Origin of the sequence: Serratia entomophila (assembly GCF_021462285.1) — a bacterium.
GTDB classification, from domain to species: Bacteria; Pseudomonadota; Gammaproteobacteria; order Enterobacterales; family Enterobacteriaceae; genus Serratia; species Serratia entomophila.
This window is the reverse complement of record NZ_CP082787.1, coordinates 3860794-3874394: the sequence shown is the minus strand read 5'-3', so window position 1 is coordinate 3874394 and position 13601 is coordinate 3860794. Positions and strand designations below refer to the sequence as shown.

The 13601-nt window shown below is 61.6% G+C and carries 12 protein-coding genes; 2 read left to right on the top strand and 10 right to left on the bottom strand.

Features of this window, described 5'->3' with window-relative positions:
* Nucleotides 1-55: 55 nt before the first annotated feature.
* The 3 genes from KHA73_RS18795 to trxC all read right to left on the bottom strand — a co-directional run bounded on the left by KHA73_RS18795 (nucleotide 56) and on the right by trxC (nucleotide 3937).
* Nucleotides 56-2704 (bottom strand): bifunctional acetate--CoA ligase family protein/GNAT family N-acetyltransferase, encoded by a 2649-nt coding sequence (locus tag KHA73_RS18795; protein WP_234585947.1) that lies wholly within the window; start codon nucleotides 2702-2704, stop codon nucleotides 56-58.
* Nucleotides 2705-2747: 43 nt separating this feature from the next.
* A complete protein-coding gene (locus KHA73_RS18790; protein ID WP_234585946.1) occupies nucleotides 2748-3443 on the bottom strand; it encodes a tRNA-uridine aminocarboxypropyltransferase in 696 nt (231 codons plus the stop codon).
* Nucleotides 3444-3517: 74 nt separating this feature from the next.
* Nucleotides 3518-3937, bottom strand: a complete 420-nt coding sequence (trxC, locus tag KHA73_RS18785; protein ID WP_234585945.1) for a thioredoxin TrxC — start codon at nucleotides 3935-3937, stop codon at nucleotides 3518-3520.
* 207 nt (nucleotides 3938-4144) lie between these two features.
* On the opposite strand from trxC, the gene KHA73_RS18780 reads away from it, so the two are divergent.
* Nucleotides 4145-5236 (top strand): tRNA/rRNA methyltransferase, encoded by a 1092-nt coding sequence (locus KHA73_RS18780; protein ID WP_234585944.1) that lies wholly within the window; start codon nucleotides 4145-4147, stop codon nucleotides 5234-5236.
* 53 nt (nucleotides 5237-5289) lie between these two features.
* Here KHA73_RS18780 and emrB read toward each other — a convergent pair whose 3' ends face one another.
* From emrB to KHA73_RS18745, 7 genes are all read right to left on the bottom strand, one after another.
* Nucleotides 5290-6825 (bottom strand): multidrug efflux MFS transporter permease subunit EmrB, encoded by a 1536-nt coding sequence (gene emrB / locus KHA73_RS18775; RefSeq protein ID WP_234585943.1) that lies wholly within the window; start codon nucleotides 6823-6825, stop codon nucleotides 5290-5292.
* Between the two features lie 17 nt (nucleotides 6826-6842).
* Nucleotides 6843-8015, bottom strand: a complete 1173-nt coding sequence (emrA, locus tag KHA73_RS18770; RefSeq protein WP_234585942.1) for a multidrug efflux MFS transporter periplasmic adaptor subunit EmrA — start codon at nucleotides 8013-8015, stop codon at nucleotides 6843-6845.
* 25 nt (nucleotides 8016-8040) lie between these two features.
* Nucleotides 8041-9492: an efflux transporter outer membrane subunit gene (locus KHA73_RS18765; RefSeq protein WP_234585941.1), complete on the bottom strand. Its 1452-nt coding sequence runs from the start codon at nucleotides 9490-9492 to the stop codon at nucleotides 8041-8043.
* A 28-nt stretch (nucleotides 9493-9520) separates the two neighbouring features.
* The gene (gene mprA / locus KHA73_RS18760) at nucleotides 9521-10039 is read right to left on the bottom strand and encodes a transcriptional repressor MprA (protein WP_234585940.1); all 519 of its coding nucleotides are present in this window, start codon (nucleotides 10037-10039) and stop codon (nucleotides 9521-9523) included.
* Between the two features lie 175 nt (nucleotides 10040-10214).
* Complete coding sequence (gene ygaH / locus KHA73_RS18755; RefSeq protein ID WP_234585939.1) at nucleotides 10215-10556, bottom strand: L-valine transporter subunit YgaH; 342 nt, start codon at nucleotides 10554-10556, stop codon at nucleotides 10215-10217.
* Nucleotides 10546-11292: an AzlC family ABC transporter permease gene (locus KHA73_RS18750; protein WP_234585938.1), complete on the bottom strand. Its 747-nt coding sequence runs from the start codon at nucleotides 11290-11292 to the stop codon at nucleotides 10546-10548. The genes ygaH and KHA73_RS18750 overlap by 11 nt, the downstream gene beginning before the upstream one ends.
* A gap of 122 nt (nucleotides 11293-11414) precedes the next feature.
* Complete coding sequence (locus KHA73_RS18745; RefSeq protein WP_234585937.1) at nucleotides 11415-12614, bottom strand: MFS transporter; 1200 nt, start codon at nucleotides 12612-12614, stop codon at nucleotides 11415-11417.
* Between the two features lie 103 nt (nucleotides 12615-12717).
* Here KHA73_RS18745 and KHA73_RS18740 point away from each other — a divergent pair, with 103 nt between their 5' ends.
* On the top strand, nucleotides 12718-13596 hold the full coding sequence (locus KHA73_RS18740) for a LysR family transcriptional regulator (protein ID WP_234585935.1): 879 nt from the start codon (nucleotides 12718-12720) through the stop codon (nucleotides 13594-13596).
* The last annotated feature ends 5 nt before the right edge of the window (nucleotides 13597-13601 follow it).

Genomic DNA, 13601 nt, shown 5'->3' with positions numbered 1-13601 from the left:
ATTGTGCGTATGTTTTGGCGTTAAGTGATGGATTCGTAGCGCATTGCGACACAGGTCACTGCGTGCCGCGGGCCTGCAGCGGCAGGGTCAGATTGACGATGCCGTCCTCAAGCTGCACCTCGATGCCGAAGCCCAGGCGCTGCGCCAGGGCGATCATGCCGCGATTATTTGGCATGGTAATGCCGGTCAGGCGGCTCAGCCCGTGGGCCTGGGCATAGGCGATCATTTTTTCCAACAGTTGGCGGCCCAACCCCAGGCCCTTCAGATCGGAGCGCACCAGCACGGCGAACTCTGCGTCGGTGTTGTCCGGGTCGGACATGGCGCGCGTCACGCCAATGATTTCTTCACCGCGCACTGCCACAAACGCCATTTCCCGATCGTAGTCAATCTGCGTCATGTTGGCCAAATCGTCATGGGTAAACTCGTTGATCTCGCTGAAGTAGCGGTAGTAGAGGTCTTCTTTGGTCACCCGATCGATAAAGTGTTTCAGCGCCGGTTCATCTTCCGGCAGGATGGGCCGGAACAGGCATTGGCTGCCGTCTTTCAGCGCGATAGCCTCTTCCAGTTCGTGCGGATAGGGGCGGATGGCCAACCGCGCCTGTGGGTCGCCGCTGAAGGGGGCTATCTGCATGGAAACGTCCAGCAGGGTGAATTCGCTGCCGGAGGCCAACACCGGGTGAATATCCAGCCGGGTGATTTCCGGGCAGTCGAGGATCAGGTTTGAGACCTGCACCAGCAGCCGGCTCAGCCCGGGGATATCCAACGGGCGCAGCGCGCTGCGGCCGCGAATTTTACCGCCTTTCACCGCCTGCAGCACCAGATAGCGCGCCAGCGCCATGTTCAGCGGCGGCAAAGCGACCGCCACCTGATTCTCCTGGCGCCACTCCACGCCGCCTTCACCCAACATGATCAACGGGCCGAAAATGGCGTCCTGTTCCACGGCGATGCGCAATTCCTGCGCGCCGGCGCGGTTGGCCATGCTCTGCACCAGCAGGCCGTGTATGCGCGCCTGCGGGAAAGTGCGTTTGACGCGATCGAGGATCGCCTCCGCCGCGCGTTGCACTTCGGTGGCGGTGCGCAGGTACAGCATCACGCCCTGTACCTCGGATTTGTGCGGGATATCCGGCGAACGCAGCTTCAGCGCCACCGGGTAGCCGATCTGCTCGGCGATGTGCACCGCTTCGGCGCTGTCTTCGGCAATCCAGGTCGGCAGGGTGCTCAGGTCATAGGCCTGCAGAATGGATTGCACCTCGTGGGTGTCGAGCTGGGTCGCGCCTTCGGCCAGCGCCTGGTGGAGCAGCCGGTGGGCGTCGGCGGTATTGGCGGTCAGGCCGATCGGCAGCGCCGGCGTTTCTTTCAGCTGTTTTTGGTTACGGCGGTATTCCACCATATGCATAAAGGCGGTCACCGCGCCTTCCGGCGTGCGGTAGGTAGGAATACCGGCTTCGGTGAACAGCCGCCGCGCGTCCCGGGATGAATATTCGCCGCACCAGTTGGTGAGCAGCGTAATGCGCTTGCCGCGCGGATGCTGGCGTAGCGCCTCTATCAGGTGCTCGGCGGTGGCGGTGCCCGGCGCTGCGGCGCTTGGCGCGTGGATCAGCAGCAGTGCATCGTAATCATGGCTGTCGAGCAGCGCCTTCACCGCCGCCAGATAGCGCTGTGGCGTGGCGTCGTCGCGCAGATCGATAGGATTGCCGACATGGATAAACTCCGGCAGCGCGCTGCCCAGCCGGGCCAGGCTTTCCTCCCCCAGCGTCGCCAGCTTGCCGTTGCGCCCCAGCAGCTCGTCCAGCGCCATCGCCGCCGGCGCCGCGCCGTTGCTGACGATCATCAGCCGTTCGCCGCGCAGCGGGTGCATGTGGCTGAGGGTTTCTACCGCCGAGAACAGCTCGTGAGTGTCCTGCACGCGCAGCAGGCCGGCGCGCTGGATGGCGGCGTCATAGGCGGCGTCCAGCCCCAGTTGGCTGTTGAGCAGCAGCTGCGCCTGCTGGCTGCGGCCGCTTTTGATCACCAGTATCGGCTTGTTGCGTGAGGCGCTGCGCGAGGCCGAGAGGAAGCGCCGCGCGTCGCTGATGTTTTCCAGATACAGCAGAATGGCGCTGGTTTTCGCGTCGCGCGCTAAAAAGTCGAGCAGATCGTCAACGTCGATATCCAGGCTGTCGCCCAGCGCGATGAAATAGGAAAAGCCGACTTCACGCTGCTGCGCCCAGTCGAGAATGGTATTGGCCACGGCGGCCGACTGGGAAATAAACGCCAGCTTGCCCTTTTGGATCGGCACCGGCGAGAAGCTGGCGTTGATGCCCTGCCACGGCGCCAACAGGCCCAGGCTATTGGGCCCCAGCAGGCGCATGGCGTAACGTTGGGCGCAGGCTTTCAGCTCGGCGAACTGCTCCGGCGGCGAAGAGAGCACGATGGCGGTTTTGCAGCCGCGCTCGCCCAGCGCCTCCAGCAGCGCCAGATTGCGTTTGGCGTGGGTGCACAGGATGGCCAGATCGGGCGTCAGCGGCAGGCTGGCGACGTCCGGATAGGCCATCACGCCGCACACCGCCTTGTAACGCGGCGTCACCGGCAGTATCGGGCCGCCGAAGCCGCCCGCCAGCAGGTTGCTCATCATCAGATTGCCGGCGCGGCCGGGCTGCTGCGAAGCGCCGACCACGGCAATGGACTTGGGGCGTAGTAGCGCTTCTAACCCTCGCTGGCTCATGCACGATCTCCTTATGGCAACGTTAGGCCTGATTCTAGGCGCTTTACTGCGCTTTTGCTGTGATCGCTGCCTCCGGCCGGGTAGGTTTCCCCGCCAGGTATTGTTGGCGGAAATAGCTGAAGTGTTGATTCAGCCCTTCGGCGGCCTGAAGATCGCCGGCCTGTTGCAGCAGGGCGGCGGCCACTTCAGCCGTGCAGTGCTGCTCGGCGCGGCTGGCTTCGCGCAGCTGGTAATCCGAGGCGGCGGCTACGTTGAGCGAAAACACCGGGAACTGATTTAGATAGGGGCTTTTGCGGAACATCTTGCGCGCTTCCGCCCAGGTGCCGTCGAGCATGATAAACAGCGGCGGTTTGCCGCCGGCGGGCAGTTCGCTGAACACCGGGCGGTCGGCATCGGCGTAGGACGCAGGGAACACCACGTAAGGCTGGCGTTCGGGATCGGCGATGGCCTGCAGCAGTTCGGGATCGATCTCGGTGCGTGACCAGAGGAACGCCTGGGTATTCGGCAAGATATCGGCGATCAGGCGGCCGGTGTTGCTGGGCTTCAACGGCTCGGCGCCGAACATGATCAGGCAGAAACGGCTGGCGGCCGGCTGCGGGCGAATCGTGTCGCACAGGCAGTTTTTATGCGGCAACAGGCAGCCCTGACAACGCGCCACCCGGCAGCCACGCGCCAAAAAAGGGCGGGTAGAGCGGTCTAAGCGAAATTGGCGCAGGCGAAGTACGGCGTTGTCGGTCATAACGGTCCTGGGGAAAAACCGCTATTGTAGCGCAGAAAAAAGCCCGGCGGGAGCGCGCGGGCTTGGTGTTTGCGTTAAACTACTTCGTTGAGCCAGTTGTCGAACGGCGCCTTCGGCATCGCGCCGTTGAGCATGTCGACCATTTTGCCCTCGCGGAACACCATGATGGTCGGAATGCTGCGGATGCGGAAACGGGCGCTCAGCTCCGGTTCGGCTTCGGTGTTCACTTTCACGAAGCGCACTTTGCCGGCGCGTTCTTCGGCCACGTCTTCAAAGATCGGCGCAAAGTTGACGCAGGGGCCGCACCACGGCGCCCAGAAATCGACCACCACCGGCAGATCGTCCTGCAGCAGATGATCCAGCGTGGCGGCGGTGGCGTTGATCACTTCACCGTCGAAAAGCTCATGGCCGCAGCGGCCGCATTTCGCGCCGTCCGCCAGGCGGTCTTCCGGCACGCGATTGGTGGCATTGCAAGCTGCACAAACTGTATTCATGTTGACCTCGGATACTGAGAAAGCATGGCTCGCCGCATTGGGTTGCGGAGATGTTTCTTTAATGCCGTTGATTATCGGCAAAAGCACGCGTTCGGACAACGAGGTTTGTTCAATGGATGTGATAGTTGGGAGCTTTTAGCGCAAGTTGGTGGCTTCGTGCACCAACATCAGGTAATCTTCGCGCCCTGCGCGTTGGTGGAGAAGACAATGAACGATTCATTTAGTGGCAAGAACGGTAAAGTTAAAGTGATGTACGTCCGCAGCGACGACGACAACAACGGCGACGACCGCAACAAGAACAAACGTCCGGCCGGCAAAGGCCGTCCGGCAGACAACGCGCGCTCTGGCCGTGCGGGTCAAGACAAGGCGCGCGGTGGCAACGACCGTCGCGGCGCCGACAGCCGCCGCAGTGAAAGCGATCGTCCTCGCCGTCCGGCGCGCTCTGAAGACCGCGGCGGTTACGATTCGCCGTGGAAAACCGTGTCACGCGGCCCGGACGAAGAGCCGGCGTTCGACCACGGCGGCATCAGCGGCAAAAGCTTTATCGATCCGGAACAGCTGCGCCGCCAGCGTGCGGAAGAAACCCGCGTTTACGGTGAGAACGCCTGTCAGGCACTGTTCGCCAGCCGCCCGGACGCTATCGTCCGCGCCTGGTTCGTGCAGTCGGTCACGCCGCGTTTTCGCGAAGCGCTGCGCTGGATGGCGGCTAACCGCAAAGCCTACCACGTGGTGGATGAGGAAGAGCTGGCCAAGGCTTCCGGTACCGAACACCACGGCGGCGTCTGTTTCCTGATCAAAAAACGTCAGGGCCTGGATGCACAAACCTACCTGAAAAACGCGCCGGCGACCGACTGCGTGCTGGCGCTGGAAGAGGTGGGCAACCCGCATAACCTGGGCGCTATCGTCCGTTCGTGCGCCCACTTTGGCGTCAACGGCGTGCTGCTGCAGGATCCGGCGGTGCTGGAGTCCGGTGCGGCGGTGCGTACCGCAGAGGGCGGCGCGGAGCATATCAAGGCGATCAACGCCGATGATTTCCTGTCGGTGCTGGATACCTTCCGCAAGGCGGGTTACACCATCGTCACCACCTCGAGCCACAAGGGCACCGCGCTGGCGCAGGCCAAGTTGCCGGCCAAAATGGTGCTGGTGTTGGGGCAAGAGCGCGACGGCCTGAGCGACAGCGCCTGGCAGCAGGGCGACATGAGCGTGTCGATCGGCGGCACCGGCAAGGTGGAAAGCCTGAACGTGTCGGTGGCGACCGGCATCCTGTTGGCCGATTGGTGGCGCCAAAATCAGGCATGATATGCCGCATAAAAAAACGGGCGCCTCAGGGCGCCCGTTTTGTTTGGTGAGGCTCAGTGAGCGCCGCCGCCCCCGCCGCCGGAGCTGAATGGCGGTTTCGCCACCCACACCAGCGCCAGCAGGATCAGGAACACCCCTGCCGACAACCAGAAGATCTCGTTGGCGGAGATAATCAGCCCCTGCGCGGTGATCTCGTTGGCGATATAGGCCGAAGCCTGCTGCTTGCTCATGCCGAGCTGTTCCAACTGCCGGTACATCTCCTGCGACTGCGGGTTGTAAGGGTTCACAAACTCCGCCAGCTGCGAATGGTGCTGCGATTCGCGCTGGGTCCACAGGGTGGTGGTGATCGAGGTGCCGATCGAGCCCGCCAATGTACGGGTAAAGTTCGACAGGCTCGACGCCGCCGCCATGCGTTCCGGCGGCAGGCCGGACAGCGTAATGGTGGTCAGTGGCATAAAGAAGCAGGCGATGGCGAAGCCCTGGACAAACTGCGGCCAGGCCGAGGCGCCAAAGTCCATTCCCGGCTCAAACGTATAGGCGCGCCAGTAGAAGCACACGGCATACATAATGAAGCTGAAGGTCACCAGTCGCCGCATGTCCAGCCGGTTGCCGAACTTACCGATAATCGGCGACAGCAGCACCGGTATCAGCCCGATCGGCGCCGAAGCCAGCCCCGCCCAGGTGGCGGTGTAGCCATACACCTCCTGCAACAGCTGCGGCAACAGCACGATAGCGCCGAAATACAGCAGATAGGCCAGGCTGATACACAGGCAGCCAATGGTAAAGTTGCGCGACTTGAACAGCGACAAATCCACCACCGGGTGTTCGTCCGTCAACTCCCAGACCACCAGGAACAACAGCGCCACCACCGCAACCACGGTGAGGGTAATGATCTCGGTGGAGTTGAACCAGTCCAGCTCCTTGCCCTGATCGAGCATCACCTGCAGCGAGCCTATACCGACGATCAGCAACACCAGGCCGACGGTATCGATAGGCTTGATCTCGGTCTTGGTTTCCCGTCCTTTCAACGTCGCCATCGCCGCCATGATCACGAAGCCGCCGATCGGGATGTTGATGAAGAAGATCCAGCCCCAGTGATAGTTATCACTGATATAACCGCCGAGGATTGGCCCGAAAATCGGCGCGACGATCACCGTCATCGACCATAGCGCCAGGGCCATCGCTCGCTTGGCGGGCGGATAGTTGTTCAGCAGCAGGCTTTGCGACAGCGGGATCAGCGGCCCCGCCACCACGCCCTGGATCACGCGGAAGAAGATCAGCATGCCCAGGCTGTTGGAAATGCCGCACAGCCAGGACGCGAGCACGAACAGCGCGGTGGACCAAAGGAACAGCCGCACTTCGCCAACGCGTTTCGCCAGCCAGCCGGTGATCGGGATGGAAATGGCGTTCGCCACGCCGAACGAGGTGATCACCCAGGTGCCCTGCGAGTTGGAAGACCCGAGGTTACCGGCGATAGTGGGGATCGCCACGTTGGCAATGGTCGAGTCCAGCACCTGCATGAAGGTCGCCATGGCGAGCGCGACCGTCATCCAGGCGAGCTGGGCGCCTTCAAGCGGTTTCTGTGGCAAGATGGCCTCCCGCGCGCTTAGCCGGCATTCGCATGGATCACGTCGGCGATCATCTGGTTAACCGGCGCCAGATTCAACGCCAGCGCGTTGCTCTGGTACAGCGGCTTGTCGCGCACCACGTCGGACAGCACGCGGCCATCCAGGTTAGCGGTGTCAACTTTCACCAGCGTCGACAAACCGATGCGCAGCGGATGATCGGCGACCTGCTTGGCATCCAGCTCGATACGCACCGGCAGGCGCTGCACCACTTTGATCCAGTTGCCGGTGGCGTTTTGCGCAGGCAGCAACGAGAAGGCGCTGCCGGTACCCATATCGATACCGACCACCTTGCCGGTGTAGACCACGTCGTCGCCGTAGACATCGCTGACGACGGTAGCCGGCTGGCCGATGCGCATATTGGCTATCTGCGTTTCCTTGAAGTTGGCGTCTACCCAGATGTGATCGGCAGGCACTACCGCCATCAGCGGGGAGCCGGCGGCGATTTGCGCGCCGACCTGTACGCTGCGGCGCGAAACGTAACCGGTGATCGGGCTGATGACCTTGGTGCGCTGCAGCGCCAGCCAGGCGTCACGCATCTGCGCGGCGGACTGCTGGATCGCCGGCTGCTGTTCCAGCGGGGTATTCAGCACCATCGCCTGATTGGCGTTGTATTGCTGTACCGCCACTTCCAGCGCGGCTTTGGCACTGTCGACCGCGTCGCGCGCATGTTGCAGCTCTTCGCGGCCGATGGCGTCAACGCTGCCCAACACCACGCGGCGTTTCAGGTCGTTCTCCGCCTTGCTCAGATCGGTCTTGCGCAGGGCGATGTTGGCCTGGTACTGCTTGCTGTTGATGATCAGCTGGTGGGTCTGGCGCACGCTGTTGGCCAGGCCGGTTTTGGCGCGTTCGAACGCCTGCTCGGCGTCGGTCGGGTCGAGCGTCAGTAACACATCTCCCTGCTTCACGTAGTCAGTGTTGTCGAAATTGACACTGTTCACGCTGCCGGACACCTGGGCCATGATCTGCACCTGGTTGCCGGACACATAGGCATCGTCGGTTTCCTGATGATGACGCAGCACCAGGAACCAATACGCTAAATAAGCCACCCCAATAACAATGAAAATAACCGTCAGCAACAGCAGCCAAAATTTGCGCTGCTTCTTTTTGCCGTTCGGCTGCTGCGGGTTTTGAGTCTCCGCGCTTGCGCTCATGGTGTTCTCCAAGCTCTCTATTTTATTATGCTTTTGAATCCGCTGCGGCCGGGGCCTGATAGCCACCGCCCAGCGAACGGATCAGTCCTATCTTCGCCTGCAGCAAGTTGCTGCTGGCATTCAACTCCGCCTGTTGCTGCTGTAACAGCTGCGTCTGGCTGGTCAAGAGTTCGTCGCGCCCGATAATCCCTGCCTGGTATCGGGCGTTGGCGACGCGGTACACCTGCTGCATCGATTGGGACGCGGATGCCGCCTGCAGCTGCTGTTGCGCAGTGCTCTGCTGAACGGTGATGGCATCTGCAGTTTCCTGCACGGCATTCAGGATGGTTTGGTTGTAGGATTCCACCGCTTCGTCATACAGCGCGGATTCCTCGCCCAGCTTGCTGCGCAGCGCGCCGGCGTGGAAGATCGGCAACGAAATCGCCGGCACCACGTTCCAGGCCTGGCTGGCCGCTTCAAATAAGTTCGGGTTGGTGCCGCCGGTGTTGGTGGTCATCAGCCCGGCAAAGGCCGAAATGGTCAGGCTCGGATAAAACTCTTTGCGCGCGGCCTCGACCCGTTGGCTGTAGGACTCCACCAGCTGACGCTGTGCGGCGATGTCCGGGCGCTTGCCCAGCAGATCGGCCGTCAGCTCGCCTTTCGGCGCCATCAGGTTATCGGCGGGCAGCGCCACCGGCCGCAGGTGCTGCATGGCGTTCGGGCCCTGGCCCGCCAGCGCGGCGAGCTGGTGCCTCAGTTGCTCAATTTGCGACTGCAGCTGCAGAATTTGCTGTTTGGCGGCGTCGGACTGCGCCTGGGTTTGTTGCGGCACATCAACGCCGGTGATCCCGGCCTGGTAACGCTGTTGGCGCAGCGCGGTCAGACGCTCGTTGTTGTCCACTTCCTGCTGCAGCAGTTTCTCCAGCGCAAAGTTGCTTTGCAGCAGGTAATAGGCGGAGGCCACCGAACTGGTCAGCGTCAGCGCCGCTTGCTCCTGCTCGGCGCGGGCGGCGTTGACCTGCGCTTTGGCGGCGTTGACCTGGTTGCGGTATTTACCCCACCAGTCGAATTCGTAGGCCAGGTTTAGCCCCAGCGAATTGGAGCTTTCGTAGATAGGCTTATGCGGATAACCCAGCCCCATGTTGACGTTTTGCGGCACGCGCTGGCGGTTGGTGCTGGCGTTCAGATCCAGGTTCGGCCCGTTGGCCGCGTTGGCCTCACCCACCAGGCTCTGCGCCTCGCGCACGCGGGCGGCGGCCTGGCGCAGCGTCGGCGAACTTTGCAGGGTCTGCGTCATCAGGGCATCCAGCTGCGGATCCTTGAGCGCGCGCCACCATTGTGGGCTAACCGCCAGTGAGCTGACCTTCGGCTGAGCCAACTGCAGGCTCTGCGGATCCATCAGCGTCGATTGCGGGGCAATATTATCGGTAGAGGCGCACCCGGCCAGCAGCAAGACGGCGAACAGCGGGGTGAATCTCCAATTAAATGGGGATCGCATAAGTGAGTACCTGAACAGAAATTGTGAATTAGGATAACTGTTCTGTGATTTCCATTTGATCCAGACGTGCCAACAACTTGCGCGTCAGCTGCTCCAGCTGTTTTTGCTCGTCGTCGTTCAGTGTGGACCACAGGAAATGCAGACATTTGTGCTGCGGCGGCAGCAATTGACTGAGAAACTCTTCCCCCAGCGGCGTCAGATGCAGATGCAGGCAGCGGCGATCGTTGTCGCTTTCCCGGCGCTCAATCCAGCCGCGTTTTTCCAGCTCGTCGGCAATGCGGGTGGCATTGGTACGCGAAGAGCCTAAGGCAGAGCTTAGCTCAGAAGGTTGGATGCTGTGGCTTTCCTGCGCATCCAGAGTAATCAGCGCCATAAACAGTGTTTCGTTAATTCCCTGTGCCTTCAGCATTTTATTGCGATTTTCCAGCAATTTACCCTGCATGTGCATGCACAGTCGGGTCAGCAGGATTTCCTGATAAGGGAAGTCTTTCTGCCGTTTGGCGCGGAAATTCAGCATTTGTTCTATGGGAGTAAACGAGCTTTCCATAATTTAGGGCCTCATTAATTTCGTTCGAGATAGTAACGATAGTAACTAATAATGTAAATGTTCAGCCGTGCGAATAATTTAGCAATTCGTGTCATTTGTCAGTCGATTGTAAAGAGCCGGGTACCGGCTCAGAAAAGCGAGACGCAGGGCTGAACCCTCGGGGGCGCCGTCAGCCTCAGCTGAAAGATATTAACAACTTTAATGTAATGCCAAAGGCCGCCGCGCCGATCAGCGTGGACAAAATGATGCTTTTACTGCGGTAGAAACACAGCCCCAACGCCGCAAAGCCGCATAACGTCGGCAGCAGTTTATCGGGTTCGCGCATCACTACCGGGGTGCTGGAAACCACCAACAGCGCGCAGATTGAAGCGATGCCGATGCTGTCGAGCAGCAGCGCGGTTTTGCCGCGCTTGATGCCGGGCTGCGCGCGCGCCGGCGCCAGGCGCAGCGGCAGATAACGGAACAGGTAATTAGCGCAGCCAACCACCAGGCCGATAATCAGCACGTCAGTGTTCATGGCCGGCCTCCGCGGCAGCGGGCTGGAACAGCGAGGCGATGCAGCCGGCGCCGATGCCGGCCAGAATGGCGACCGGGATGGAGAACAGCACTACGCCGAGCAGCGCGCCGCTCAGAGCTGCAATGATGGTCAAACTCTGCGGGCGTTTGAACGCGGCCAGCAGGAAACTGAGGAACAGCGCCGGCAGCATAAAGGACAGCGAAGCCTCAATCACCGGGAACTGCTCCAGCGGCCCGTTGCCGAACAGCGCGCCGAGGGCGGTGCCGGCCACCCAGGAAAGCCAGGAACACAGCGCAATGCCGATCATCCAGTTCTCGCTCCAGCTGCGGTTATTGCGCATCAGCCTGGCGGTAGCGGCGGCAAACACCTCATCGGTCAGGCCAAACGCCCAGATGGCGGTTTTGCCGGGCGACATGCGCGATACGATGCGGTGGCGCAGCGCCGGGCCATACAGCAGGTGGCGCACATCCATCGCCATGACCGTCAACGCGGAAACCCACAGCGACATGCCGGCGCTCAGCAGGGCGGTAATCACGAACTGGCTGGCGCCCGCGTAGATGATGCAGGAAAAGAAGATGCTTTCGAACGGGCTGAACCCCAGCTTGACTGCGCTGAGGCCAAAGGCGAACGCCACCGGCACGTAGCCGATGACGATCGGTAAACTGTCGACGATGCCGTGGGTGAAAGTGGCGCTGACGGCAGGGGGGCTGAGGCTATCTGCAGCTTGGCTTTGCATTTTTTTTGGGTCGCAGGGTAGATAGGACATCAATAGTTCATGCCCAGAACATTACCAGAGAGTGAGTAATGATTATACCCTGCGCCGCTAATAAATTTCCAAGGTTACTATTTGCACGGTAATCAGATTGTCGTCGCCCCTTGCGGATCGTGGCGTTTGCCGAGCCACCAGGTCAGCAGGTTAAACAGGCACAAAACGCCCCCCGCCGCGGCCACGCCGTACCATCCCGCATGCTGATAGGCAGAGGCGGACAGCAGCGAACCGAGCGCGCCGCCGATAAAATAGCAGGTCATGTAGCCGGCGGTCAGGCGGTTGCGCGCTTCCGGCATGATGCGGTAAATCACGCTCTGGTTGGTGACGTGCACCGCCTGCACCGCCAGATCGAGCACCAAAATGCCGACGATCAAAGCCCACAAAGACTCTTTCGCCAGCGCTATGGGTATCCACGACAGCAGCAACAGCATCAGGCCGAGGCTGGTGGTCAGGCCGGCTTTGCCCTGGTCCGCAAGATGGCCGGCGCGCGAAGCGGCCAACGCCCCGGCGGCGCCCACCAGGCCGAACAGCCCGATCACCCCTTCGGAATAGTTGAACGGCGGGGCCGCCAACAGGAAGGCCATCGAGGTCCAGAGGATGCTGAAGTTGGCGAACGACAGCGCGCCGAGCATGGCGCGGGTGCGCAGCAGCGGCGTGCGGCTGAACAGGGTGAAGATCGATTTCAGCAGCTGCGGATAATTCAGCCCGGAGTGCTGTTTATAACGCGGCAGCGCGCGCCACAGGATCAGCGCCATCAGGAGCATCAGCACGCTGGCGACCCAGTAGATGGTGCGCCAGCCGCCGATCGCCGCCAGCGCCCCGGCGACGGTGCGCGCCAGCAGGATGCCGAGCAGCAGGCCGCTCATGATGATGCCGACGGTTTTGCCGCGTTTTTCCGGGTGCGCCAGCGTGGCGGCCAGCGGCACCAGGATTTGCGCCACCACCGAAAACAGCCCGGTGAGGGCGGTGCCGAGGATCATCATCGGCAGAGTGGATGAACTGGCGGTGATCAGCATGCCGCCGGCGGCCAGCAGCGTCATAAAGACGATCAGCCCGCGCCGTTCGAACATATCGCCGAGCGGCACCAGCAGCAGCAGGCCCACGGCATACCCCAGCTGTGCGGCGGTAACGATAAAGCCGGCCTGGTTGACCGACAGCTCAAAACTCTGGGCGATGGTTTCCAGCAGCGGTTGCGCATAGTAGTTGCTGGCGACCGCCAGGCCGGTGGCGATGGCGATCAGGACTGTCAGCGCCGGGCTGAGGCCCGGATGGGTATTTTGTTGGCTCATGGTGTGTCATCACAGGAAAAAGTGAGGCGCAGTATCCGGCAACGCGGTCGGTTAAACCAATGTATAATTTTCATTTAATCCATCTCATTTTGCGATTGATGCCATGAACCTGAAACAGATCCGTTATGCGCTGGCGGTGGCCGAAGAGCAGAGTTTTACCCGGGCGGCGCAGCGCTGCCACACGGTGCAGTCGGCGCTTAGCCATCAGATTGCCAAACTGGAAGAGGAACTGGGCTGCGCACTGTTTGAACGCACCTCGCGCCGCGTTCGGCTAACCACCGCCGGGCGGGCGTTTATCGCCCCGGCGCAGCGGTTGCTGACGGCGCAGCAGGCGCTGGTGGAGGAGGTCACTGCGGCCGGCGGCACGGTGTCGGGCACCCTGACCATTGGCACTATTTCCACCATAAACGCGATAGATCTGACCGAAAGGCTCGACAAGTTTCACCGCCACTATCCGGCGGTGAACATCCGGCTGTACGTGGGGATGAGCGAAGCCTTGCTGGAGGACGTGCGCCAGCAGAAATGCGATCTGGCGTTTGTCGGCATCTGGCCGGGCGATATCGATCTGCTGCCGGTTTCGCACCGTCAGTTGACCGACGAGCCGCTGGTGGCGCTGGTGGCGCCGCAGCACCCGCTGGCCAACCGTGAGCGGGTCAATCTGCAGGCGTTGTCGGCCGTGCCGCTGGTGGATTTTTACAGCGGTACCGGCGCGCGGCGCCAAACCGACCGCGCCTTTCAGGCTGCGGGCATCAAAAGGCACGTCAGTTTCGAGATAGACCATATCGAATGGCTGGAGAATCTGGTGCGGCGCGGCCTGGCGACGGGAATAGTGCCGATATCGACCGCTCAGCGCCTGAGCGCGCTGGTGTCGATTCCGATAGAAGATGGGCCGCGGCGCCAGGTGTTTTGCGTCTGGCCGCAGCCCCTGACAAAAACCGCCGAACGTTTTTTACAGTTCAGCGGTATCGAGGGGGCGCAATAGAGGCA

What these genes read in the sequence shown, in the direction of transcription:
- KHA73_RS18795 (WP_234585947.1), bottom strand. Translation starts at nt 2,704, where the DNA reads ATGAGCCAGCGAGGGTTAGAAGCGCTACTACGCCCCAAGTCCATTGCC.
- KHA73_RS18790 (WP_234585946.1), bottom strand. Translation starts at nt 3,443, where the DNA reads ATGACCGACAACGCCGTACTTCGCCTGCGCCAATTTCGCTTAGACCGC.
- trxC (WP_234585945.1), bottom strand. Translation starts at nt 3,937, where the DNA reads ATGAATACAGTTTGTGCAGCTTGCAATGCCACCAATCGCGTGCCGGAA.
- KHA73_RS18780 (WP_234585944.1), top strand. Translation starts at nt 4,145, where the DNA reads ATGAACGATTCATTTAGTGGCAAGAACGGTAAAGTTAAAGTGATGTAC.
- emrA (WP_234585942.1), bottom strand. Translation starts at nt 8,015, where the DNA reads ATGAGCGCAAGCGCGGAGACTCAAAACCCGCAGCAGCCGAACGGCAAA.
- KHA73_RS18765 (WP_234585941.1), bottom strand. Translation starts at nt 9,492, where the DNA reads ATGCGATCCCCATTTAATTGGAGATTCACCCCGCTGTTCGCCGTCTTG.
- mprA (WP_234585940.1), bottom strand. Translation starts at nt 10,039, where the DNA reads ATGGAAAGCTCGTTTACTCCCATAGAACAAATGCTGAATTTCCGCGCC.
- ygaH (WP_234585939.1), bottom strand. Translation starts at nt 10,556, where the DNA reads ATGAACACTGACGTGCTGATTATCGGCCTGGTGGTTGGCTGCGCTAAT.
- KHA73_RS18750 (WP_234585938.1), bottom strand. Translation starts at nt 11,292, where the DNA reads ATGCAAAGCCAAGCTGCAGATAGCCTCAGCCCCCCTGCCGTCAGCGCC.
- KHA73_RS18745 (WP_234585937.1), bottom strand. Translation starts at nt 12,614, where the DNA reads ATGAGCCAACAAAATACCCATCCGGGCCTCAGCCCGGCGCTGACAGTC.
- KHA73_RS18740 (WP_234585935.1), top strand. Translation starts at nt 12,718, where the DNA reads ATGAACCTGAAACAGATCCGTTATGCGCTGGCGGTGGCCGAAGAGCAG.